Source organism: Pseudomonas sp. Irchel 3F6 (assembly GCF_900187595.1).
Classification (GTDB): domain Bacteria; phylum Pseudomonadota; class Gammaproteobacteria; order Pseudomonadales; family Pseudomonadaceae; genus Aquipseudomonas; species Aquipseudomonas siliginis.
In genome coordinates, this window is record NZ_FYDP01000002.1 from 1,214,959 (window position 1) to 1,237,850 (window position 22,892).

Annotated in this window: 15 protein-coding genes, 1 other RNA gene and 1 pseudogene; 12 read left to right on the forward strand and 5 right to left on the reverse strand. The window is 61.4% G+C overall.

Annotated features, from left to right (window positions below; all coding sequences use genetic code 11):
* Positions 1–11: 11 nt before the first annotated feature.
* The 3 genes from xdhC to xdhA form a co-directional block, all read right to left on the reverse strand.
* A complete protein-coding gene (xdhC, locus tag CKW30_RS11675; RefSeq protein ID WP_024012316.1) occupies positions 12–869 on the reverse strand; it encodes a xanthine dehydrogenase accessory protein XdhC in 858 nt (285 codons plus the stop codon).
* Between the two features lie 118 nt (positions 870–987).
* A complete protein-coding gene (gene xdhB, locus CKW30_RS11680) occupies positions 988–3,387 on the reverse strand; it encodes a xanthine dehydrogenase molybdopterin binding subunit (protein WP_095180849.1) in 2,400 nt (799 codons plus the stop codon).
* Positions 3,380–4,834, reverse strand: a complete 1,455-nt coding sequence (gene xdhA / locus CKW30_RS11685) for a xanthine dehydrogenase small subunit (protein ID WP_095180850.1) — start codon at positions 4,832–4,834, stop codon at positions 3,380–3,382. Before xdhA ends, xdhB begins: the two co-directional genes overlap by 8 nt.
* 268 nt (positions 4,835–5,102) lie before the next feature.
* Between xdhA and CKW30_RS11690 the strand changes: the two genes are divergently transcribed.
* The 8 genes from CKW30_RS11690 to CKW30_RS11725 all read left to right on the forward strand — a co-directional run bounded on the left by CKW30_RS11690 (position 5,103) and on the right by CKW30_RS11725 (position 17,287).
* A complete protein-coding gene (locus tag CKW30_RS11690) occupies positions 5,103–5,762 on the forward strand; it encodes a GntR family transcriptional regulator (protein ID WP_039763015.1) in 660 nt (219 codons plus the stop codon).
* A gap of 2 nt (positions 5,763–5,764) precedes the next feature.
* Entirely contained in the window at positions 5,765–9,253 is a 3,489-nt protein-coding gene (gene smc / locus CKW30_RS11695; RefSeq protein WP_095180851.1) for a chromosome segregation protein SMC, read from the forward strand.
* Between the two features lie 259 nt (positions 9,254–9,512).
* On the forward strand, positions 9,513–10,376 hold the full coding sequence (gene zipA / locus CKW30_RS11700) for a cell division protein ZipA (protein WP_016773851.1): 864 nt from the start codon (positions 9,513–9,515) through the stop codon (positions 10,374–10,376).
* 162 nt (positions 10,377–10,538) lie between these two features.
* A complete protein-coding gene (gene ligA / locus CKW30_RS11705) occupies positions 10,539–12,896 on the forward strand; it encodes an NAD-dependent DNA ligase LigA (protein WP_095180852.1) in 2,358 nt (785 codons plus the stop codon).
* 275 nt (positions 12,897–13,171) lie between these two features.
* Complete coding sequence (locus CKW30_RS11710) at positions 13,172–14,335, forward strand: putative zinc-binding metallopeptidase (RefSeq protein ID WP_095180853.1); 1,164 nt, start codon at positions 13,172–13,174, stop codon at positions 14,333–14,335.
* 146 nt (positions 14,336–14,481) lie between these two features.
* An RNA gene (ffs, locus tag CKW30_RS11715) (signal recognition particle sRNA small type) lies at positions 14,482–14,578 on the forward strand.
* Between the two features lie 204 nt (positions 14,579–14,782).
* On the forward strand, positions 14,783–15,283 hold the full coding sequence (locus tag CKW30_RS27320) for a hypothetical protein (RefSeq protein WP_177434208.1): 501 nt from the start codon (positions 14,783–14,785) through the stop codon (positions 15,281–15,283).
* Between the two features lie 36 nt (positions 15,284–15,319).
* Positions 15,320–17,287 (forward strand): hypothetical protein, encoded by a 1,968-nt coding sequence (locus CKW30_RS11725; RefSeq protein ID WP_095180854.1) that lies wholly within the window; start codon positions 15,320–15,322, stop codon positions 17,285–17,287.
* Between the two features lie 20 nt (positions 17,288–17,307).
* On the opposite strand, the gene CKW30_RS11730 is transcribed toward CKW30_RS11725, so the two are convergent.
* Complete coding sequence (locus CKW30_RS11730; protein WP_095180855.1) at positions 17,308–18,057, reverse strand: ABC transporter substrate-binding protein; 750 nt, start codon at positions 18,055–18,057, stop codon at positions 17,308–17,310.
* A gap of 145 nt (positions 18,058–18,202) precedes the next feature.
* Here CKW30_RS11730 and dnaX point away from each other — a divergent pair, with 145 nt between their 5' ends.
* The 4 genes from dnaX to recR all read left to right on the forward strand — a co-directional run bounded on the left by dnaX (position 18,203) and on the right by recR (position 22,638).
* Positions 18,203–20,269, forward strand: a complete 2,067-nt coding sequence (dnaX, locus tag CKW30_RS11735; protein WP_095180856.1) for a DNA polymerase III subunit gamma/tau — start codon at positions 18,203–18,205, stop codon at positions 20,267–20,269.
* Positions 20,270–20,335: 66 nt separating this feature from the next.
* Positions 20,336–20,674 carry a YbaB/EbfC family nucleoid-associated protein gene (locus CKW30_RS11740; protein WP_003223337.1) on the forward strand — a complete coding sequence of 113 codons (339 nt, stop codon included), beginning with the start codon at positions 20,336–20,338 and terminating at the stop codon, positions 20,672–20,674.
* A gap of 260 nt (positions 20,675–20,934) precedes the next feature.
* Entirely contained in the window at positions 20,935–21,969 is a 1,035-nt protein-coding gene (locus tag CKW30_RS11745; protein ID WP_095180857.1) for an NADP-dependent oxidoreductase, read from the forward strand.
* Positions 21,970–22,035: 66 nt separating this feature from the next.
* Entirely contained in the window at positions 22,036–22,638 is a 603-nt protein-coding gene (gene recR / locus CKW30_RS11750) for a recombination mediator RecR (RefSeq protein ID WP_016773861.1), read from the forward strand.
* 70 nt (positions 22,639–22,708) lie between these two features.
* Here recR and CKW30_RS27375 read toward each other — a convergent pair.
* Positions 22,709–22,892, reverse strand: a pseudogene (locus CKW30_RS27375) (IS110 family transposase); the annotation flags it as partial.

A 22,892-nucleotide genomic window follows, 5' to 3' on the forward strand; every position in this document is an offset into this window, starting at 1 on the left:
GGGTTCTCTAATCAGTTTGAGGCTTTGAGTTTGGCGGCCTGACTGCGGCGCGAGGCGGGCAGCAGTCGGGCAATCGGTTCGGCGCGGGCGCTGTGCTGGCCGAAATTGGCGTTGTAAGTGGCGATGATTTCGCCGGCGATGGAGATGGCGATTTCCACAGGCAGTTTGCCTTTGACTTCGCCGATGCCCATCGGGCAGCGCATGCGCTGCACCACGCTCGGGTCGAAACCACGATCACGCAGACGGTGTTCGAATTTGGCGCGTTTGGTTTTCGAGCCGATCAGGCCGAACCAAGTGAAATCGTTACGCTTGAGAATCGCCGCGGTCAGCTCCAGATCGAGCTGATGGTTGTGGGTCATGACGATGCAGTAGCTGCCGGCAGGCAGATCATCGACTTCGTCCACCGGCTCTTCGCTGACGATTTTACGCACGCCGTGGGGAATGTGTTCGGGGAACTCCGCCTCGCGCGAATCGATCCAGCGCACCCGGCAGGGCAGGCTGGCCAGCAGCGGCACGAGGGCGCGACCGACATGGCCGGCACCGAACACGGCAATCTGCGCCTGCACCTGGCCCATCGGTTCGAACAGCAATACCGTAGCGCCACCGCAGCACTGGCCGAGACTGGCGCCGAGGCTGAAGCGCTCCAAATGGGTGTCCTGCTTACCGCTGGCGAGCATCTCGCGGGCGATCTGCATGGCTTTGAATTCCAGATGCCCGCCACCAATAGTGTCGAACAGGCGGTCGGCACTGACGACCATTTTCGAGCCGGCGTTGCGTGGCGTCGAACCGAGTTCTTCGATGATCGTCACCAGCACACAGGGCTCGCCCTGATTCTGCAGGTCGGCGAGGGCGTCGATCCAGTTGTACATGTTCACCTCGACATCTTCGTTGTCTGTGCCGGCCTCTTCGCGAGCAGGCTCGCTCCCACATTGGCAATGCATTCCAAATGTGGGAGCGAGCCTGCTCGCGAATGGCCGCGCCTCGGTCCTAGAGCGGAGCCAGCTCGGTTTCAGCTTCGACAGCCTTCACCGCTTTGAGCTGGCGCATCTGCTCACAGCCCCACAACACCCGCTCCGGCGTCGCCGGGGCGTCGATTTTCGGCTGATGCTGATAATCACCGAGGCTCGCCACCGCATCCTTGATCGCACACCACGCGGCGATGCCGAGCATGAACGGCGGTTCACCGACGGCTTTGGAGTGGAACACCGTGTCTTCCGGGTTCTTGCGGTTTTCCACCAGTTTCACCCGCAGATCCAGCGGCATGTCGGCCACCGCCGGGATCTTGTAGCTGGCCGGGCCGTTGGTCATCAGCTTGCCCTTGTTGTTCCATACCAGCTCTTCCATGGTCAGCCAGCCCATGCCCTGGACGAACCCGCCCTCGACCTGACCGATGTCGATCGACGGGTTCAGCGAGGCGCCGACGTCATGCAGGATGTCGGTGCGCAGCATCTTGTACTCGCCGGTCAGGGTGTCGACGATCACTTCGCAGCAGGCTGCGCCAAAGGCGAAGTAATAGAACGGACGCCCACGGGCCTGACTGCGGTCGTAGTAGATTTTCGGGGTCTTGTAGAAGCCGGTGCTGGACAGCGAGACCTGATTGAAATACGCCTGCTGGATCAGCGCTTCGAAGGTCAGAATCTGCTCGCGCACCCGCACGTGGCCGTTGCGGAATTCGACGTCTTCTTCGCTGACCTTGTAGTGCCGCGCGGCGAACTCGACCAAGCGTTGCTTGATGGTCTGTGCTGCGTTCTGCGCGGCTTTGCCGTTCAGGTCGGCGCCGCTGGAGGCAGCGGTCGGCGAGGTGTTCGGCACTTTGTCGGTGTTGGTCGCAGTGATCTGCACACGATCGATTTCGACCTGGAACACTTCCGCCACGACCTGAGCGACTTTGGTGTTCAGGCCCTGACCCATTTCCGTACCGCCGTGGTTCAAGTGGATGCTGCCGTCGGTGTAGATGTGGATCAGCGCACCGGCCTGATTGAGGAAACTGGCGGTGAAGGAAATGCCGAATTTCACCGGCGTCAGCGCCAGGCCTTTTTTCAGGATCGGGCTGTTGGCGTTGTAGCGACGGATCGCTTCGCGGCGCTCGGCGTACTGGCTGCTTTCTTCCAGTTCGGCGGTCATCTCTTCGAGCATGTTGTGCTCGACGGTCTGGTAGTAGTGGGTGACGTTGCGCTCGGTTTTGCCGTAGTAGTTGGCCTTGCGCACCGCCAGCGGGTCGAGCTTCAGGTGCCGGGCAATCGCGTCCATCACTTCTTCGATGGCGACCATGCCTTGCGGGCCGCCGAAGCCGCGATAAGCGGTGTTCGACGCGGTGTTGGTCTTGCAACGGTGACCGTTGATGGTTGCATCGCCGAGATAGTAAGAGTTGTCCGAGTGGAACATCGCGCGGTCAACGATCGAGGCGGACAAGTCCGGCGAGCAGCCGCAGTTGCCGGCCAGCTCCATGTTGATCCCGTGCAGACGGCCGCTGCTGTCGAAGCCGACGTCGTATTCAACGTAGAACGGGTGGCGCTTGCCGGTCATCAGCATGTCTTCGACACGCGGCAGGCGCATCTTGGTCGGTTGGCCGGTGAGGTGCGCGACCACCGCGCACAGGCACGCCGGGCTCGCGGCCTGGGTTTCCTTGCCGCCGAAACCACCGCCCATGCGGCGCATGTCGACGACGATTTTGTTCATCGACACGTCGAGCACTTCGGCGACCAGTTTTTGCACTTCGGTCGGGTTCTGCGTCGAGCAGTAGACGATCATGCCGCCGTCTTCAGTAGGCATCACCGAGGAGATCTGTGTCTCCAGATAGAAGTGCTCCTGGCCGCCGATGTGCAGCGTGCCCTGAATGCGGTGTTCAGCCGTGGCCAGTGCAGAGGCCGAGTCGCCGCGCTGATGGGTGTGGCTGTCGAGCACGAAGTGGCGTTTGCGCAGGGCGTCGACCACGTCGAGCACCGGTTCGAGGTCTTCGTATTCGATGATTGCGGCCATCGCTGCTTTGCGCGCGGTTTCCAGGTTTTTCGCCGCGACCGCCAGCACCGGCTGGCCGACAAACTGCACGTCATCGATGGCCAGCAGCGGGTCGCCCGGCATCAGCGGGCCGATGTCCTTCAGGCCCGGCACGTCTTCGTGGGTGATGACAATGCGCACGCCTTCGAAGGCGTAGCACGGCGACGTGTCGATGCTGAGGATTTTCGCGTGGGCGCGGTCCGACAGGCGCGCATACAGGTGCAATTGGTTGGGGAATTCCAGCCGATCATCGATGTACTGCGCTTCACCGGACACATGCTTGGCGGCGCTGTCGTGCTTGACGCTGCGGCCGACACCGGTGGTCAGGTCCTTGGCGAACAATTCGGCCAATTCAGCCTGGGTCTTCTCTACGGCGTGATGGTTAGACATAAGCGGTCACCCGAGTCTCGATGTGCGGTGTTTGCAGTTCGATGAAGTATTTGCGCAGCAGGTTCTGCGCGCTGAGCAGGCGATATTCCTTGCTGGCGCGGAAGTCCGAGAGTGGCGTGAAATCCTCGGCCAGCGCGGCGCAGGCGCGTTCGATCACGGCGTTGTTGAACGGCTGACCGAGCAGCACGGCTTCGCAATGCGCAGCGCGTTTCGGAATCGCCGCCATGCCGCCGAAGGCCACGCGCGCGTCGCTGATCACGCCGTTTTCCACACGCAGATTGAACGCAGCACAGACGGCGGAGATGTCGTCGTCCAGTCGCTTCGACACTTTATAGGCGCGGAACAACTGCTCGGCGCAGGCGCGCGGCACGATGATTTTTTCGATGAATTCGCTTTCCTGGCGCGCGGTGACGCGGTAGTCGATGAAGTAATCTTCCAGGTTCAAGGTGCGGCGGGTTTCGCCTTTGCACAGCACGATCTGCGCGCCAAGGGCGATCAGCAGCGGTGGCGAGTCACCGATCGGCGATGCGTTGCCGATGTTGCCGCCGAGGGTGCCTTGATTGCGGATCTGCAACGAGGCGAAGCGGTGCAGCAATTCGCCGAAGTCCGGGTACTCGGCATTCAACGCCTCGTAGCAGTCGGAGAGGGCGGTGGCGGCGCCGATTTCGATGCGGTCTGCAAAGGTTTCGATGCGCTTCATTTCGGCGACGTTGCCGACGTAGATCATCACCGGCAGGGTGCGGTGGAACTGGGTGACTTCCAGCGCCAGATCGGTGCCGCCGGCGAGCAGCCGCGCTTGTGGATAAGCGTCGTAGAGGTCGGCCAGATCGGCCACGGTCAGCGGCACCAGGCAGCGTTTGTCGCCGCTGTTGAGTTCACCAATATCGGTCGGCGCGATAGCCTTGAGGCGGGCGATGGTTTCGGCTTCGCGGGCGTCGAAATGATCCGCTGGTTTGCCGCAGCAGGATTGTTCGGCAGCGGCGAGAATAGGGCGGTAGCCGGTGCAGCGGCAGAGGTTGCCGGCCAGTGCTTCGTGGGCCTTGGCCTGATCCGGCGCATCGCTGTTCTTTTGCAGGGCGAACAACGACATCACAAAACCGGGGGTGCAGAAGCCGCACTGCGAACCGTGGCACTCGACCATGGCTTTCTGCACGCTGTGCAGTTCGCCCTTGTGCTTGAGGTCTTCGACGCTGATCAGTTGTTTGCCGTGCAACGACGAAACGAAGGTCAGGCACGAGTTGAGGCTGCGATAGCGAATATGCTCACGCCCGCTGTCATCGGTCTGCAACTCGCCAACCACCACGGTGCAGGCTCCGCAGTCACCGCTGGCGCAACCTTCTTTGGTGCCGGGCTTGCCCACGTGTTCGCGCAGGTAATTGAGCACAGTCAGATTCGGGTCCAGGGCGTGCTCGCTACGGAGTTCCTGGTTAAGTAAAAACTGGATCACGGAAGGCCTCGCAGACTCATTATTGTTGTTAACCGACGTGAACCGAATTTAGCAGGTCTGACTTTTCGGTCAATGGTTTTCTGACTTAAAGGTCAGGAAAATCCGTTTCGTCGATCGACAGCGTGTCTATTCAGTATTGACCTTCATCGGTCACTGCGCTTTTTTGCGGGATTCGTGCCAAAAACCGCTGAGTGGGCACTCCGCCATGACCGCGCATTTGCGCTACACTGCGCCGCTTGTGCAGATCGATAGAGTTTGAAGGACAACCATGACGTTCAAGGCGCCGGACAGCCTCGCCGAGCAAATCGCTCACCACCTCGCCGAACGCATCATTCGTGGCGAAATGAAGCCAGGAGAGCGCATCCAGGAACAGAAGGTCACGCTGGCGCTCAACGTCAGCCGCGGTTCGGTCCGCGAAGCCTTGCTGATCCTCGAGCGCCGTCACCTGATCGCGATCCTGCCGCGTCGTGGCGCCCACGTTACCGAGCTGACGCCGCACAAGGTGCAGAGCCTGTGCACGCTGATGAGCGAGCTGTACATCCTGCTCGGCAATTCCGTGGCCAACGGCTGGCAAGTGCAGTCAGACATGGCGCCCTTCGTGCAGATCCAGCAGCGCCTGACCGCCAATTACGAACGCGGCGATATCCGCAGCTTCGTCGATGACAGCTTCGCGGTGATGCGCGCCGCCTATCCGTTTGCCAACAATCCGTACCTGCAAGAAACCGTCGAGAACCTCCAGCCGGCGATGAGCCGCGCGTATTTCCTCGCCCTCGAACAGCGCAAGGCGGAAATGAGCGAATTCCTCGAACTGTTCGAACGCTTGCTCGCCGCCGTACTCGCCCGTGATTTGCCGCAGATCCGCATCGTGCTCACGGCGTATGCCCAGCGCAGCTGCGATCTGGTGGTGTCTGCGCTGACGGTTGCCTGAGCGTGCGGCTGAAGTGCATCAAACTGGCGGGGTTCAAATCCTTCGTCGACCCGACCACGGTGAACTTCCCCAGTAACATGGCGGCGGTCGTCGGGCCGAACGGTTGCGGCAAGTCGAACATCATCGACGCCGTGCGCTGGGTGATGGGCGAAAGTTCGGCGAAGAACCTCCGTGGCGAGTCGATGACCGATGTCATCTTCAACGGCTCGACCAGCCGCAAACCGGTGAGCCAGGCCAGCATCGAACTGGTGTTCGACAACTCCGACGGCACGCTGCTCGGCGAATACGCCGCCTACGCGGAAATTTCCATCCGCCGCAAAGTCACCCGCGACAGCCAGACCACGTATTACCTCAACGGCACCAAATGCCGTCGGCGCGACATCACCGATATTTTCCTCGGCACCGGCCTCGGTCCCCGCAGCTACTCAATCATCGAACAGGGGATGATCTCCAAGCTGATCGAATCCAAGCCCGAAGACCTGCGTAACTTCATCGAAGAAGCCGCCGGCATCTCGAAATATAAAGAGCGCCGCCGCGAGACCGAGAACCGCATCCGCCGCACCCACGAAAACCTCGCCCGACTCACCGACCTGCGCGAAGAACTGGAGCGCCAGCTCGAACGACTGCACCGTCAGGCCGAGGCGGCGAAAAAGTATCAGGAACTCAAGGCCGAAGAGCGTCAGCTCAAGGCGCAACTGTCGGCGCTGCGCTGGCAGGACCTCAACGAGCAGGTCGGCCAGCGCGAGTCGATCATCGGCAACCAGGAAGTCAGCTTCGAAGCGCTGGTCGCTGAACAGCGTAACGCTGACGCCGCCATCGAACGCCTGCGCGACGGTCACCACGACCTGTCCGAGCGCTTCAATCTGGTGCAGGGCCGCTTCTATTCGGTCGGCGGCGACATCGCCCGGGTCGAGCAGAGCATCCAGCACGGCCAGCAGCGTTTGCGTCAGTTGCAGGACGATCTGAAAGAAGCCGAGCGCGCGCGTCTGGAAACCGAATCGCACCTTGGCCACGACCGCACGCTGTTGCTGACCCTCGGCGAAGAACTGGACATGCTCACCCCCGAGCAGGAAGTCACCAGCGCCGCCGCCGAGGAAGCCGCTGCGGCCCTCGAAGAAGCCGAAACCACCATGCACGGCTGGCAGGAGCAGTGGGACGCGTTCAACCTGACCGCTGCCGAACCGCGCCGTCAGGCTGAAGTCCAGCAATCGCGGATCCAGCAGTTGGAAAGCAGCATGGAGCGTCTGGCTGACCGGCAGAAACGCCTCGCTGAAGAGCGCGGGTTGCTGTCCGCCGACCCGGAAGACGCGGCGATCATGGCGCTCAACGAGCAGCTCGCCGAGTCCGAAGCGACCCTGGAAGATTTGCAGACCAGCGAAGAAGCGCAGGTCGAAAAGCTCGAACAACTGCGTCAGGAGTTGCAGCAGGCGTTGACCGCGCAGCAGCAGGCGCAGGGCGATCTGCAGCGGCTCAACGGGCGTTTGGCGTCGCTGGAAGCCTTGCAACAGGCCGCGCTCGACCCGGGCACCGGCACCGCCGAATGGTTGAAGGAACACAATCTCGCCGAGCGTCCGCGTCTGGCCGAAGGCCTGAAGGTCGAGGCCGGTTGGGAGCTGGCGGTGGAAACCGTGCTCGGCGCCGATCTGCAAGCGGTACTGGTCGACGATTTCAGCGGCTTCGATCTGTCCGGTTTCACCCAAGGCGATTTGCGCCTGCTCAGCCCGGCCAGCGATGGCGTGCGGGTGGCGGGCAGCCTGCTGGACAAAGTCGAGGCGCAGATCGATCTGTCGCCGTGGCTTGGTCAGGTCAAACCGGTCGACAGCCTTGAACAGGCGCTGGCGTTGCGCGGTCAGTTGAGCGCCGGGCAGAGCCTGATCAGTCGCGATGGCTATTGGGTGGGTCGACACTTTTTACGCGTACGTCGCGCCAGCGAAGCGGAAAGCGGCATGCTCGCCCGTGGCCAGGAAATCGAAGACTTGCAGCTTGAACGCGAAGAGCGCGAAGCCACCGTCGAGGCCATGGAAACCCGCCTGCAAACCTTGCGCGCGCAACAGCGCCAGCAGGAAAACGGCCGCGAACATCTGCGCCGCTTGCTGCAGGACGAAGCGCGCCAGCAAGGCGAACTGAAAGCGCAGTTGTCCGCCGGTAAGGCCAAAGCCGAACAGCTGACATTGCGCCGCACCCGTCTCGATGAAGAACTGGTCGAGCTCGCCGAACAGCGCGAGCTTGAGCACGAGCAGGTCGGCGAAGCGCGCATGCAATTGCAAGAAGCGCTGGACACCATGGCGCTCGACACCGAGCAGCGCGAGTTGCTGCTGGCCCAGCGCGACAGCCTGCGCGAGCGCCTTGATCGCGTGCGTCAGGAAGCCCGGCAGCACAAGGATCACGCCCATCAACTGGCCGTGCGTCTCGGCTCGTTGCGCGCCCAGCATGACTCCACGCGACAGGCGCTGGAGCGTCTGGAGATGCAGGCCGAGCGTCTGACTGAAAAGCGCGAACAGTTGAGTCTGAATCTGGAGGAGGGTGAGGCGCCGCTGGAAGAGCTGCGTCTGAAACTTGAAGAACTGCTCGACAAGCGCATGACCGTCGATGAAGAACTCAAGACTGCGCAGATCGCCCTGGAAGACGCCGATCGTGAATTGCGCGACGCGGAAAAACGCCGCACCCAGGCCGAGCAGCAATCGCAGTTGATTCGCGGCCAGCTCGAACAGCAACGCATGGAATGGCAGGCGCTGACCGTACGGCGCAAGGCTTTGCAGGATCAATTGCTCGAAGATGGCTACGATCTCAACGGCGTGCTCGCCACATTGACCGCACAAGCCAGTGAACGCGAGGCCGAAGAAGAACTCGAACGCATCAACGCGCGGATTCAGCGCCTGGGTGCGATCAACCTCGCGGCCATCGATGAATACACGCAACAATCGGAGCGTAAACGTTATCTGGATGCGCAGGACGCCGATCTGGTCGAGGCGCTGGAGACCCTGGAAAACGTCATCCGCAAGATCGACAAGGAAACCCGCAACCGTTTCAAAGATACCTTTGATCAGATCAACGGCGGTTTGCAGGCACTTTTCCCGAAAGTTTTCGGTGGCGGGCGCGCGTATTTGGAACTGACGGGCGAAGATCTACTCGATACAGGGGTGACGATCATGGCGCAGCCGCCCGGGAAGAAGAACAGCACCATCCATTTGCTTTCCGGCGGCGAAAAAGCCTTGACTGCACTGGCCCTGGTTTTTGCCATCTTCAAGTTGAACCCGGCGCCGTTCTGCATGCTCGATGAGGTTGACGCGCCACTGGATGACGCTAACGTTGGACGCTACGCACGCCTGGTCAAAGAGATGTCGCAGACCGTGCAGTTCATCTACATCACCCACAACAAGATCGCCATGGAAATGGCCGAGCAGTTGATGGGTGTGACGATGCATGAGCCGGGCTGCTCGCGACTGGTGGCGGTGGATGTCGAGGAGGCGATGGCGATGGTGGATGCCTGAGTCGGTGTGGTGTCGGAATAGTTTTGGAGGTCTGTAGGACTTTTTACTGACATCGGCGGGATGGCCAATCGACATATTCGCGCAAGCCAAATGAGACAGACGGTGTAAAGTTGTCTTTGGTCGTGCTAGTTTAATGTCAATTTTTCGTATACGTGGGCAAAACGCCTGTCAGAACATAGAGTTGGCGCCACGTTTTAAAGCGGTTTACGCAGTGTAAACCCCTTATTTTTCAGCATTTTTTATAGAGGCACGGGATTACATGGAAATCGGTCTGCGCGAGTGGCTGATCGTCATCGGCATCATTGTGATAGCCGGTATTCTTTTCGATGGCTGGCGCCGTATGCGCGGCGGCAAGGGAAAGCTGAAATTCCGTCTCGACCGGAGCCTGTCCAATCTGCCGGACGAGGACACCAGCGCCGAGCTGTTGGGCCCGGCCCGCGTCCTGGATACGCACAAAGAGCCGCAACTGGACGAGCACGATCTGCCGTCGGTGAGCATGCCCAACCGCGAAGCCCGCGAGCCGCGTGAATCCGGTTCGAAACGTGGCAAGCGCGGCAGCAACGGCCCGGCGCAGGGCGACTTGAACCTCGACCTCGATCTGGACGGCGGCCCGAGCTTCAGCAGCCGTGACGACGATTTCGCCGAAGACAGCAAGCCTGCAGCGGCCGTGGCGGAAAAAGATCAGCCGCAAGCCGAAGAAGTCCTGGTGATCAGCGTGATCTGCCGCGACCCGGCCGGCTTCAAAGGCCCGGCGCTGCTGCAGAATATTCTCGAAAGCGGCCTGCGTTTCGGCGAGATGGACATTTTCCACCGCCACGAAAGCATGGCCGGCAACGGCGAAGTGCTGTTCTCCATGGCCAACGCGGTCAAGCCGGGTATCTTCGATCTGGACGACATTGACCACTTCAGCACCCCGGCGGTGAGCTTCTTCCTCGGTCTGCCAGGCCCGCGTCATCCGAAGCAGGCCTTCGACGTGATGGTCGCGGCAGCCCGCAAGCTGTCCCAGGAATTGAACGGCGAATTGAAAGACGATCAGCGCAGCGTACTGACCGCCCAGACGATTGAGCATTACCGTCAGCGCATCGTCGAATTCGAACGCCGCGCATTGACCCAGAAGCGCTAAGGCCAGATCAAAAGATCGCAGCCTTCGGCAGCTCCTACAGAGGATCGCGATACTGTAGGAGCTGACGAGTGCAACGAGGCTGCGATCTTCTGGCCCCGCCGCCGATAATGGAATAAAACTGGAGCAGCCTCGGCTGCTCTTTTGCTTTATGAGAGAACACCCATGACCGCCGCCAAAACCCGCATTCTAGAGCTGCGCGCTGAGCTGGATCAGCACAACTATCGCTATCACGTTCTCGACGAGCCGAGCATTCCCGATGCCGAATACGACCGCTTGTTTCAGGAGCTCAAGGCACTGGAAGCGGCCAACCCGGAACTGATCACCAGCGATTCGCCGACCCAGCGCGTCGGTAGCATGGCGTTGACTGCGTTCACTCAGGTGCGTCACGAAATCCCGATGCTCAGCCTCGGCAACGCCTTCGAAGAATCCGACATGCGCGAGTTCGATCGCCGCGTCAACGAAGGCCTCGACGTGCCGGCCGGCGATCTGTTTGGTGGCGGCGCGGCGGTGGAATACAGCTGCGAGCCGAAGCTTGATGGCCTGGCGGTCAGCCTGCTGTATCAGGATGGTCTGCTGGTGCGCGGCGCCACCCGTGGCGATGGCACCACCGGCGAAGACATCAGCGTCAACGTGCGCACTGTGCGCAATATTCCGCTGAAGCTGCATGGCGAAGGCTGGCCGGCGACGCTGGAAGTGCGCGGTGAAGTGTTCATGTCCAAGGCCGGTTTCGAGCGCCTCAATGCCTCGCAGCTGGAAATCGGCGGCAAGACCTTCGCCAACCCGCGCAACGCGGCAGCAGGCAGCCTGCGCCAGCTCGATTCGAAGATCACCGCCAACCGGCCGCTGGAATTCTGTTGCTACGGCATTGGCCAGGTGTCCCACGATATTGCCGACACTCACATCGGCAACCTCAAGCAGTTGCAGAAGTGGGGCATGCCGATCAGTCACGAACTGAAGCTGGCCAAGGGCATCGACGAGTGTCTTGAGTATTACCGCGACATCGGCGCGCGCCGTGACTCGCTGGCCTATGAAATCGACGGCGTGGTGTTCAAGGTCAACAGCATTGCCGACCAGCGTGAACTGGGCTTCCGCGCCCGCGAGCCGCGCTGGGCGATCGCGCACAAATTCCCGGCGATGGAAGAACTCACCAAGCTGCTCGACGTGGAATTCCAGGTCGGCCGCACCGGTGCGGTAACTCCCGTGGCGCGCCTGAAACCGGTGAAAGTCGCCGGCGTCACCGTGGCCAACGCCACGTTGCACAACATGGACGAAGTCGCGCGGCTGGGCCTGATGATCGGCGATACGGTGATCATCCGCCGCGCCGGCGATGTGATTCCGCAAGTGGTGCAAGTGATCACCGAGCGTCGCCCCGATGACGCGCGCCCGGTGGCCATTCCTCAAAGCTGCCCGGTGTGCGGCTCGCACGTTGAACGCACGCAACTGGTCAAGCGCAGCAAGGGCAAGGAAACCTTCAGCGAAGGCGCGGTGTATCGCTGCGTCGGCCGACTGGCCTGCGGTGCGCAACTGAAACAGGCGATCATTCACTTCGTCTCGCGCCGGGCCATGGACATCGAAGGCTTGGGCGACAAGAGCGTCGAACAACTGGTCGACGAAGGTCTGGTCAGCTCGCCGGCCGATCTGTATGCGCTGAAGTTCGACGACATCGTCGATCTGGAAGGCTTCGCCGAGGTATCGAGCAACAAGCTTCTCAAAGCCATCGAAGACAGCAAGCAACCGAGCCTGGCACGTTTCATCTACGCCCTCGGCATCCCCGATGTCGGTGAAGAAACGGCGAAAGTGCTGGCGCGTTCGCTGGGTTCGCTGGAGCGCGTGCAACAGGCCTTGCCGCATGTGCTGACCTACCTGCCGGATGTCGGCCTGGAAGTGGCGCACGAGATTCACAGTTTCTTTGAGGATGCGCACAACCAGCAGGTCATCAGCGAATTGCTCGGCCATGGTTTGCAGATTCAGGATCAAGGCGAGTTAGGCGCCGAATTCGCCGCCAGTACCACGCTGGGCGGCTTGCTCGACAAACTGCACATTCCTTTCGTCGGCCCCGGTGGTGCGCAAAAACTCGCCGACCGCTTTGGCTCGCTGGAAGCGGTGATGAACGCTGACTGGCTGGATATGCGCCAGGCATTGCCAGAGAAGCAGGCCAACTCCGTGCGCGAGTTCTTCGCCTCGCCTGAGCATCGGCAACTGGCCGAGCGGGCCGAGCAGCAGTTGCGCGATTTCGGCATGCATTGGCAGAGCGAGAAAAAAGTCGTCGAAGGTCTGCCGCTGTCCGGGGAAACCTGGGTGCTGACCGGCAAGGTCGAACTGATGAGCCGGGATGTGGCCAAGGATCATCTGGAAAGCCTGGGTGCCAAGGTCGCCGGTTCGGTGTCGGCGAAAACCCATTGCGTGGTCGCAGGCCCGGGTGCCGGCTCGAAACTGACCAAGGCCAACGAGTTGGGTGTGAAGGTCATGGACGAGGAAGCGTTTATCGCCTTCCTCAAAACCCACGGCGTCGCCGTCTGACCGGATGAACCCCTGTGGCGAGGGGATTTACCCCTCTCCGGATGGACACCTGTGGCGAGGGGATTTATCCCCGCTGGGTTGCGCAGCGACCCCAAAACCCTGCAGCCGATCATTTTATCTGTATCGCGTGTACGGTTTTTTGCGACTGCTGCGCAGTCGAGCGAGGATGAATCCCCTCGCCACAATGGTGCTATCACCCGGCTGCGCGGTTATGGGTGGGAACGATGTTGTCTTCAGAATGATCTAGTCTTGGCCAGTCCCAGGGAGAGATCGCCATGCACCGTTTTTTCGAGCAGCTCAGTTCCCGCATCATCGCGCCGTTCGTGGCCGGATCCTCGCGCAACAGCAAAGTCTGGCCGTGCCGTTGCGGCCAGTCGCTGTTCTTTCGCAACAGTCAGTGCCTGGCCTGTAACGCCTTGCTTGGCTATCAACCTGAACAAAGTCGCCTGACCTCGCTGCAGCCGGGGCCGGAAGAGGGCACCTGGGCGCTCGACGCCGATCCCGACGCCGGACTGTTCCGCCGCTGCGCCAACCTCGACATGCCCGCCGCGTGCAACTGGCTGCTGCCGGCCAACGATCACGACACCTTGTGCATCGCTTGCAGCCTCAACCGCACCATTCCCGACCTGTCCGTCGCGGAAAATCCCGAACGCTGGCGCAAGGTCGAAATCGCCAAGCGTCGACTGGTCGCGCAACTGATCACCCTCGGCTTGCCGGTCATCCCGAAAACCACGGATGAAGAAACCGGGCTGGCGTTCGACTTCATCGGCGTCGACCTGGAAGGCAACGCGCCGATGACCGGCCACGCCAATGGCCTGATCACCCTCGATATCAAAGAGGCCGACGACGCTCACCGTGAACAGGTCAGGGCGGCGATGCACGAACCTTACCGCACGCTGCTCGGGCATTTTCGCCATGAGGTCGGCCACTACTACTGGGATCGCCTCATCGCCAACGGCCCTTGGCTGGAGGCGTTTCGTAACCTGTTCGGCGACGAGCGCGCCAGTTACGCCGACGCGCTGGACCGGCACTACCAGCAAGGCGCACCGCTGGACTGGCCGCAGCACTACGTCAGTGCCTACGCGACCATGCACCCGTGGGAAGACTGGGCGGAAACCTGGGCGCACTACCTGCACATGATGGACGCCGTGGATACTGCGCTGGGCTTCGGCATGAGCGCGCGGGAAATGGACTTTGACTATCAGCCGTTTCCGACCAGCACCCTGTACGACCCGGAGCACCCCGGCGGTGGCGCTTTCCTGTCATTCGTCAATGCGTGGATCGAGCTGGCGGGCATGCTCAACGAACTGTCGCGCAGCATGGGCCAGCCGGATTTCTATCCGTTCGTACTGCCGGCAGCGGCGATCGCCAAGCTGCACTTCATTCATCTGGTGATCCAGGATGCGGGCGGTCGCGCAGACGAAGTCCTGGCCCTGTAGAAGCTGCCGCAGGCTGCGATCTTTTGGCGTCACCGCATGTCCTTGAACCTGTTGGTATTTTTTATCTGCAACCAACGGTTGTAACTTCATCTCAGACAGGTACAATGGCGCGGCTCGCCGACAGGCAAGCGTCGTTATGGTGACCCCATCGGTCCCCCCGCAACGATTACCCGTGAACCTGGTCAGATCCGGAAGGAAGCAGCCACAGCGGGAACATTGTGTGCCGGGGTGTGGCTGGTGGGGGCACCACCTTAACGAACCAGCCAAGGCTTCAGACAGAACTGCATGGGTTTCGCCCACTGCGGTTTTTTTATGCCTGCGATTTGGCTAGTGGCGTTGCTCCGCCAGCAAAAATGCTCGGATCAGCCGGGCAGCTTCCAGTGCCCGTGCGGCTGTCGACAGCGAACAGTGGCATACTCCCCCGCCTGGCAACGAGAGGTAAGGCAAGTGGGTGAAATTGACGATCTGACCCGGGAAAAGCTGCGCGAATGGCAGTTACGTCGTCTGGAAGTCAAAGCGCAGATGCAGGATCAGCCCGAGCGCACGCTGGAACTGTCGCGAGTGCTCGATCTGATGGATGAAGAACACGCTGCGATTCTGGCGGCATCTGCTGTTTTCAACGCGGCAGACGAGCCTGAACAGTCGGTCCCGGTCGAGGCACAATCGGCGATCGTCGAGCACGCATCAGCCTCGCTGACCGCAAAGTACGACCTGCAACTGCACGCCACCGCTCAAAACCCTGAACACCTGCGCAAACTGCTCGAAATGGCCCTCTACGAAGTGCAGGCGCAGATCGATGCGGCGGCGGTGGCCAGCGGCACTGAACGACGCGGCATGTCCGGCACGCTCGGCGACTACTCCTTCGAGCTGCGGATCAACCCCGAGGCCGGCAGTGAAGGAAACTTGCCGCAGTCCCATGAAATGCCCGACGAGAATGACCAGGACTGATCTGGTGTTGTATTAAGGCCCAGGCGGCGAGGTTGTATGCACCCGGAACATTTTGATTTGGCCACCCCGGTATTTCTGCCCATCACCCATGATGTGTGTACGGCGCTGTTGCAGCCCGAGGGTGACGCGACACTCGCCAACCTGAGCGACCCGGAACTGGCGGCGGTGCTGGTCATCCAGAACCTTGCCCAGGCCACGGAAAAGGACCTGAGTGCCAGCGCAGCGGAGAAAATTCTCGCCAGACTCATTGACTGGTCTGTCACCTCCCGGCGCTCCGGATCGGCGGGACTGCTTGCAGAGGCGCGGCGTCTTTTCGATTCGCGCAAATTGTATTTCGGCCTCAATGCGCTCAAAGGCCTGAACCTGCGGTTTCTCATGGCCGATGAAGTCACAGCGCAGGAATACCTGTTGCCCGGCGGGCAGTGGGATGTGGACTACAAAATTCGCCATCAGCAACAGAACAATCCGTTCAGCCAGCAAATGGTCACGCCACGCGAGCGCGAGCACTGGTTAAGCGCGGCGCAGGACAAGCTGCTGCGAACCTTCCGTGCCAACCTCGACGAAGACCTGCACGTGCAGGGTTATGCGGGCATCGGCAAGAGTTACATGCTCAGCGCGCTGATCGAATGCCTGCGCTCGAAACGCACCCTGGTACTGGCGCGCACCCCGGCGAAACTGGCGACGTTGCGCAAGCACATCGTGCAAGTGCACGACACGGAAATTGGCCAGACCTTCTACGATTTTGCCCAGGCCCAGTTGCTTGGCCCCCGATCGCACATGGCCAGGACGCCAGCGCGGATCCCGAGCAGGCAGGCGCTGGCGCAGGAACTGAATATGTTCGGCTTTCGCCACCACGATGGGCAGGGCACTCTGGAGGTTTGTCTGCGCGTGCTGGAGCTGTATTGCGCCTCCAGAGACCACACGCTATCCGCCAGGCACCTGCCGCATTTTCAGCAGCCCTTGAGCGGCGCAGACTCACAGGCGCTGCTGGAATATTCCAGTCGCCTGTGGGTATATCTCGAGGCCAATCCGGCGTGGGCCAGCCAGAGCGGTTTTCCGACGTTGCTCATGATCAAGCGCGCCAGTCTGGCCGGTTGCCGCGTCCCGCCGCGCTACACCCATGTGATCATCGACGAAAGCCAGGACGTGCCGGCGTCGCTGCTGCAAATCATCGAGCGCGGGCAGCAGGTACTGATCACCCTCGGCGATGAGTATCAGCAGGCCACGGGCGAGGCGCCCAAGCGCAAGCGTGAAGTTCGTCAGAGCGATATCTGCTATTCGGTGCGTTCGGGGCGCAATGTCGAGCGCCTGGTCAATCCGCTGATCTCGCGCCACACGCACAAGAGCAAAGTGCCGTTCGAAGGCGCTCGTCACGCCGACGTCGATATCGAGTACTACCCGCAAGCCTTCGTGCCGCCCGAAGGTTGCGTGGTGCTGACCGCGTCACCCTGGGACACGATGATGTGGGCCATCCATCTGCACGACTCCAGTTGCGCCTTCAGTTTTCCCGACAGGGAAGCGCAGGACGACATCAAGCATTTCATGACCACCGCCATCGAGCTGTTCCGCCGCGATTTCTACAACGCCGGGTCCAGCGAGAAAGGACCGCACCCGTATTTCAGCGACATGGCTGATTGGCAGCAGGTGCGCGCCGCCAACCAGTTCGATGAAGCTTTCTTGTGGATCGAGGCGCAGTTGCAAAACGGCTTCATGATTGCCGACCTGACTCGCCTGAGCCAAAAGATCATCGAGCCAGGCAAAGCCTGCCTGTTGATGATGGCCGAGCGGGCTGGCGGCATGGAGTTCAAGCGCGTGCTGTTGACCCGGACGTTGCTCAGTAACGAGAAATTCAAGGATGCCTACGAGTTCGATCAGCGCATCTGTGCCGTGTACATCGCCGTGTCCCGTGCCCGGCAGCAGCTTTATCTGCCTTACGACGTGGTCGAGTGGATCGATTATCACCACAGCCGCGAGCCGAAATTCCGCGAGTCGCACGGTTATTGACCAGGCCAACCCTGTGGGAGCTAGGGTGTGGTTGAAGAGGCGCCGGTGTACAACCGGATAATGTCGTCGATCTCGCCGGACATTTTCATTCGCAGCAGCGTGCGCAGGATCCGCTGCACCGGCACGTTCGGGTCGTTCCTCACATAGCAGCCGATATTCTGTTCCTGCAGCACCGCGACCCCCTGCAACTGCTGCTCCGGCAGCAGGCGTTGATTGATCCAGTCCAGGGTCCACTGATTGCTCACCGCATAGCGGTATCGCCCGGCCAGCAGCTTTTCCAGTACCTGTTCCTGATTGCGCGCGTCTTCGCGTTGCAACTGATCAGCGTCGAACAGCGGTTGCAGGGTAGGGTAGCTGTAACCGAGGACGGTGCCGATGGCCTGGCGCGGCAGCCGGGCGGGATCGATCTGCGCCGGTTGTTCCTTGCGGCTGATCAGCAGGTCGCGCTGAAACCACAACGGCACGCTCCAGATGTAATCGCCGGACTGATTCGGCAGCCACGACTGTGCGGCATAGCAGCGCACGTCGATGTCGCCGTGCTCCATGGCGCTCTGTACCCGCGCGCGCGGCAGGACGACGAATTGCGCTGGCGCGCCAACCTGGGTCGCCAGGCTGAGCAGGGCGTCGTGCAGGATGCCCTGGGTCGGTCTGCCGCTTTGCAGTTGCATCATCGGCATCGCCCAACTGTCCGGCACGGCGAAGCGCAACGGCGCTTGCGCTGCCATCGCGTTGAGGCTGATACCCAGCAATGCCGCCACGGCCCACCGCATAGACGCTCCGGTAATTCCTCGTCCCGAGCTGATAAAAGCCTCTGCTGATGCAGCTTAGCCATATTAGACGAGGACACCGGATGCAATTTTGCCCTTGCTCCGCTAGCATTAGCCGCTTCTGCTTCCTTCGCTGCGACGGTTTTCGATGAGTTATCAGGTTCTTGCACGTAAATGGCGTCCACGCTCGTTCCGCGAAATGGTCGGCCAGACCCATGTGCTCAAGGCTCTGATCAATGCCTTGGACAGCCAACGGCTGCACCACGCCTACCTGTTCACCGGGACGCGCGGGGTCGGCAAGACCACCATCGCGCGGATCATTGCCAAGTGCCTGAACTGCGAGACAGGTATCACCTCCAGCCCCTGCGGCGAGTGTTCGGTATGCCGCGAGATCGATGAAGGCCGTTTTGTCGACCTGATCGAGATCGACGCCGCCAGCCGCACCAAGGTCGAAGACACCCGCGAACTGCTCGATAACGTGCAGTACGCGCCAAGCCGTGGGCGCTTCAAGGTCTACCTGATCGACGAAGTGCACATGCTTTCCAGCCATTCCTTCAATGCGCTGTTGAAAACGCTCGAAGAGCCGCCGCCCTACGTCAAGTTCATCCTGGCGACCACCGATCCGCAGAAACTTCCGGCAACGATTCTTTCGCGCTGCCTGCAGTTCTCCCTGAAGAACATGACGCCCGAGCGTGTGGTCGAGCATTTGACCCACGTCCTGACCGCAGAAAACGTACCTTTCGAAGACGACGCACTGTGGCTGCTCGGCCGCGCTGCTGACGGCTCGATGCGCGACGCCATGAGCCTGACCGATCAGGCCATCGCGTTCGGTGAAGGCAAGGTCCTCGCGACCGACGTGCGGGCCATGCTCGGCACGCTGGATCACGGTCAGGTCTATGACGTGCTGCATGCGCTGATCGAAGGCGATGCCAAGGCGCTGCTCGAAGCCGTGCGGCATCTGGCCGAGCAAGGCCCGGACTGGAACGGCGTGCTCTCGGAAATTCTCAACGTGCTGCACCGCGTGGCCATCGCTCAGGCGTTGCCGGAAGGCGTCGACAATGGCCACGGCGACCGTGATCGCGTATTGGCCCTGGCTCAGGCGCTGCCGGCCGAAGACGTGCAGTTCTATTACCAGATGGGCCTGATCGGTCGCCGCGACTTGCCGCTCGCGCCGGACCCGCGTGGCGGTTTCGAGATGGTCTTGCTGCGGATGCTCGCGTTCCGCCCGGCGGATACGGCGGACGCGCCGAGGCAACCGCTAAAGCCAGTGGGGATCAGCCAGGCCACAGTTGATTCCGCAAACTCAGTGGCTGCCGCGCCGAAGCCTGCGCCGGTGGTCGCTGCGGCTGCTGCGCCAGCACCCGCGCCCGCTGCCGAGCCAGAACCGGTTGTGCCGGTTGTCGAAGCGCAACCGGAGCCTGAGCCAGTCGCCGTCGAAACCGTGGTCGATCTGCCATGGAACGACCCGGTGGAAGCCGAGGCCGAGCCGGCGCCAGTTCAGCAACCCGCCGTCGAGCCGGTATTGGAAACCGCTGGCGAGCAGCCCGAGCTGCCGCCGATGCCGCTGCCGACCCCGGACAGCGTGGTGCCGGATGCGCCGGAGTGGGCCGCTGCGCCGATTCCCGAGCCGTCCGTCGCCGACGTCGATGCCGCTACGCCGGGCATGGACATGGACGACGAACCGCCGCTGGATGAAGACTACATCGAGCCGGACATGGATTCGGCCTACAGCTACCTCGACGAACTGGCCAGCGAACACGCCGCCGATCCCGAGCCTGAGCCCGAGCCGGAACCTGCCGCCGCGCCGGCCACCGGCCTGGCCCTGCAATGGCTGGAGCTGTTCCCGAAGCTGCCGATTTCCGGCATGACCGGCAGCATCGCCGCCAACTGCACGTTGATTGCGGTCGACGGCGATCATTGGTTGATGCACCTCGATCCGGCCCACAGCGCGCTGTTCAACGCCACGCAACAGCGTCGTCTCAACGACGCGTTGAACCAGTTCCACGGGCGCACGCTGACGCTGACCATCGAGCTGATCAAGCCCGAGCAGGAAACCCCGGCCCAGGCCGCCTCCCGCCGCCGCGCCAATCGCCAGCGCGAGGCCGAGGAATCGATCCACGGTGATCCGTTCATCCAGCAGATGGTTCAGCAGTTCGGCGCGGTGGTGCGAAGCGATACTATTGAACCTGTCGACGCCTTGGTCACCCAAGGCTAATAACTGAAGGTGCTCGGCCTCGATGGCCGGGCGCTGTTTTATCCAAGTACGTTTGAGGTGATTCCCATGATGAAAGGTGGCATGGCCGGCCTGATGAAGCAGGCGCAGCAGATGCAGGAAAAAATGGCCAAGATGCAGGAAGAACTGGCCAACGCCGAAGTCACCGGCAAGGCCGGCGGCGACATGGTCACCGTGGTGATGACCGGTCGTCACGACGTTAAAAGCGTGAGCATCGACCCAAGCCTGGTCGAAGGCCTGAGCGAAGACGACAAAGAAATGCTGGAAGCCGTGGTCGCTGCCGCCGTCAACGACGCCGTGCGCAAGATCGAAGCAAACAGCCAGGAAAAAATGGGCAGCATGACCGCCGGCATGAACCTGCCGGCGGGTATGAAACTGCCGTTCTGATTCGCCATTGCGCGGCAGATGAGCTACACAAAATGCCAGGCATTGCGCCTGGCATTTTTGTTTCTGCCTGATGGGCATGTGCCGCAGACTGACGCTTTCGCGAGCAGGCTCGCTCCCACAGAGATTGCATTTCCAAGTGTGGGAGCGAGCCTGCTCGCGAATGAAGTCACCTCGGCACAACTGAAGAAACATCGAACACACCACCGCTACCAAGGTCTGCTCCCTATACACCGAATTCCTCATTCACAGGAGACGCTGACATGTCCGACCCTCTCACCCTCAATCAACGCTTCGTCCTCGCCTCGCGCCCGAGCGGCGCGCCGACCCCGGAGAATTTCCGTCTGGAGCGCGAGGCGCTGCCGGATCTGCAGGACGGTCAAGTCCTGCTGAAAACCCTGTACCTGTCGCTCGACCCTTACATGCGCGGGCGCATGAGCGACGCTCCGTCCTACGCTGCGCCAGTGCAAATCGGCGAAGTCATGACCGGTGGTGCGGTCAGTCGGGTCGAGCAGTCCAATCATCCGAAATTCCACGTAGGTGATCTGGTGGTTGGCGCCACCGGTTGGCAGAGCCACAGCATCAGCGACGGTCGCAACATCATGCCGATCCCGGCCGGCCTGCCGAGCCCGTCGATGGCCCTCGGGGTGCTGGGTATGCCGGGCATGACCGCGTACATGGGCCTGATGGACATCGGCCAGCCGAAAGAGGGCGAAACCCTGGTGGTGGCTGCAGCGTCCGGCGCCGTCGGCTCGGTGGTCGGGCAAGTGGCGAAGATCAAAGGCCTGCGCGCGGTCGGCGTGGCCGGTGGTGCCGAGAAGTGCAAATACGTGGTCGAGGAGCTGGGTTTTGATGCCTGCATCGACCACAAGGCCGATGACTTTGCCGAGCAACTGGCCAAGGCCTGTCCGAACGGCATCGACATTTACTACGAGAACGTCGGCGGCCATGTCTTCGATGCCGTCGTGCCGTTGCTCAATCCCAAGGCGCGCATCCCGTTGTGCGGCCTGATCGCCGGCTACAACGCCGCCGAGGCGCCGACCGGACCGGATCGTTTGCCGATGCTGCAACGCACTTTGCTCACCAAGCGTGTGCGGATTCAGGGCTTCATCGTCTTCGACGATTACGGTGATCGTCAGCCGGAATTCATCAGCCACATGGTGCCGTGGGTTCGCGACGGCAAAGTGAAATTCCGTGAGGACGTGGTCGAAGGCCTGGAGCAGGCGCCCGAGGCGTTCATCGGTCTGCTGGAAGGGCGCAACTTCGGCAAACTGGTGGTCCGGGTCGCCCAGGACTGAGGATTTGACGCTGGCCAGAGGCGCGGGTATAAACCGCGTCTCGTTGTTTAGTCGGACTGTTTACCCATGAGCTTCAGCCCTTTGATTCGCCAACTGATCGACGCTCTGCGCACCTTGCCAGGCGTGGGTCAGAAAACCGCTCAGCGCATGGCGTTGCAGTTGCTCGAACGTGATCGCAGCGGCGGTACGCGTCTGGCCCAGGCCTTGAGCCAGGCCATGGAAGGCGTTGGCCATTGCCGCCAGTGCCGCACGCTGACCGAAGACGACCTCTGCCCGCAATGCGCCGACCCACGCCGCGATGACACGCTGCTCTGCGTGGTCGAAGGGCCGATGGACGTTTATGCGGTGGAGCAGACCGGCTTCCGTGGTCGCTATTTCGTGCTCAAGGGGCATTTGTCGCCGCTGGATGGCCTGGGGCCTGAAGCGATCGGGATTCCGCAACTGATGGCGCGGATAGAAGAGGCGGGGACCTTTACCGAAGTCATCCTCGCCACCAACCCGACCGTGGAAGGCGAGGCGACCGCGCACTACATCGCGCAGTTGCTCAACAACAAAGGCCTGGTCGCCTCGCGGATTGCCCACGGCGTACCACTGGGCGGTGAGCTGGAGCTGGTCGACGGCGGCACGCTGGCGCATTCGTTTGCCGGGCGTAAACCTATTTCCCTCTAAAAATCAAAAGATCGCAGCCTTCGGCAGCTCCTACAGGAAACGCATTTCAATGTAGATACTCTGTTCACGGTCAAGCTTTTTGGGTGTGTTTATCGCTAAAAAGCTTGGCTGTACTGAAGTCTTCGCCTGCCCGCATGCAGGCCCATAGTCCGGTCAGGTATTTGCGCATGACTGCGACAATAGCCTGCATCTTCCTCTTTCCTCGAGCCACCAAGGCTTCGTAAAACGCTTTCACATTTGGGTCGCAACGTATG

What these genes read in the sequence shown, in the direction of transcription:
- xdhC (WP_024012316.1), bottom strand. Translation starts at nt 869, where the DNA reads ATGTACAACTGGATCGACGCCCTCGCCGACCTGCAGAATCAGGGCGAG.
- xdhB (WP_095180849.1), bottom strand. Translation starts at nt 3,387, where the DNA reads ATGTCTAACCATCACGCCGTAGAGAAGACCCAGGCTGAATTGGCCGAA.
- CKW30_RS11690 (WP_039763015.1), top strand. Translation starts at nt 5,103, where the DNA reads ATGACGTTCAAGGCGCCGGACAGCCTCGCCGAGCAAATCGCTCACCAC.
- zipA (WP_016773851.1), top strand. Translation starts at nt 9,513, where the DNA reads ATGGAAATCGGTCTGCGCGAGTGGCTGATCGTCATCGGCATCATTGTG.
- ligA (WP_095180852.1), top strand. Translation starts at nt 10,539, where the DNA reads ATGACCGCCGCCAAAACCCGCATTCTAGAGCTGCGCGCTGAGCTGGAT.
- CKW30_RS11710 (WP_095180853.1), top strand. Translation starts at nt 13,172, where the DNA reads ATGCACCGTTTTTTCGAGCAGCTCAGTTCCCGCATCATCGCGCCGTTC.
- CKW30_RS11725 (WP_095180854.1), top strand. Translation starts at nt 15,320, where the DNA reads ATGCACCCGGAACATTTTGATTTGGCCACCCCGGTATTTCTGCCCATC.
- CKW30_RS11730 (WP_095180855.1), bottom strand. Translation starts at nt 18,057, where the DNA reads ATGCGGTGGGCCGTGGCGGCATTGCTGGGTATCAGCCTCAACGCGATG.
- dnaX (WP_095180856.1), top strand. Translation starts at nt 18,203, where the DNA reads ATGAGTTATCAGGTTCTTGCACGTAAATGGCGTCCACGCTCGTTCCGC.
- CKW30_RS11740 (WP_003223337.1), top strand. Translation starts at nt 20,336, where the DNA reads ATGATGAAAGGTGGCATGGCCGGCCTGATGAAGCAGGCGCAGCAGATG.
- CKW30_RS11745 (WP_095180857.1), top strand. Translation starts at nt 20,935, where the DNA reads ATGTCCGACCCTCTCACCCTCAATCAACGCTTCGTCCTCGCCTCGCGC.
- recR (WP_016773861.1), top strand. Translation starts at nt 22,036, where the DNA reads ATGAGCTTCAGCCCTTTGATTCGCCAACTGATCGACGCTCTGCGCACC.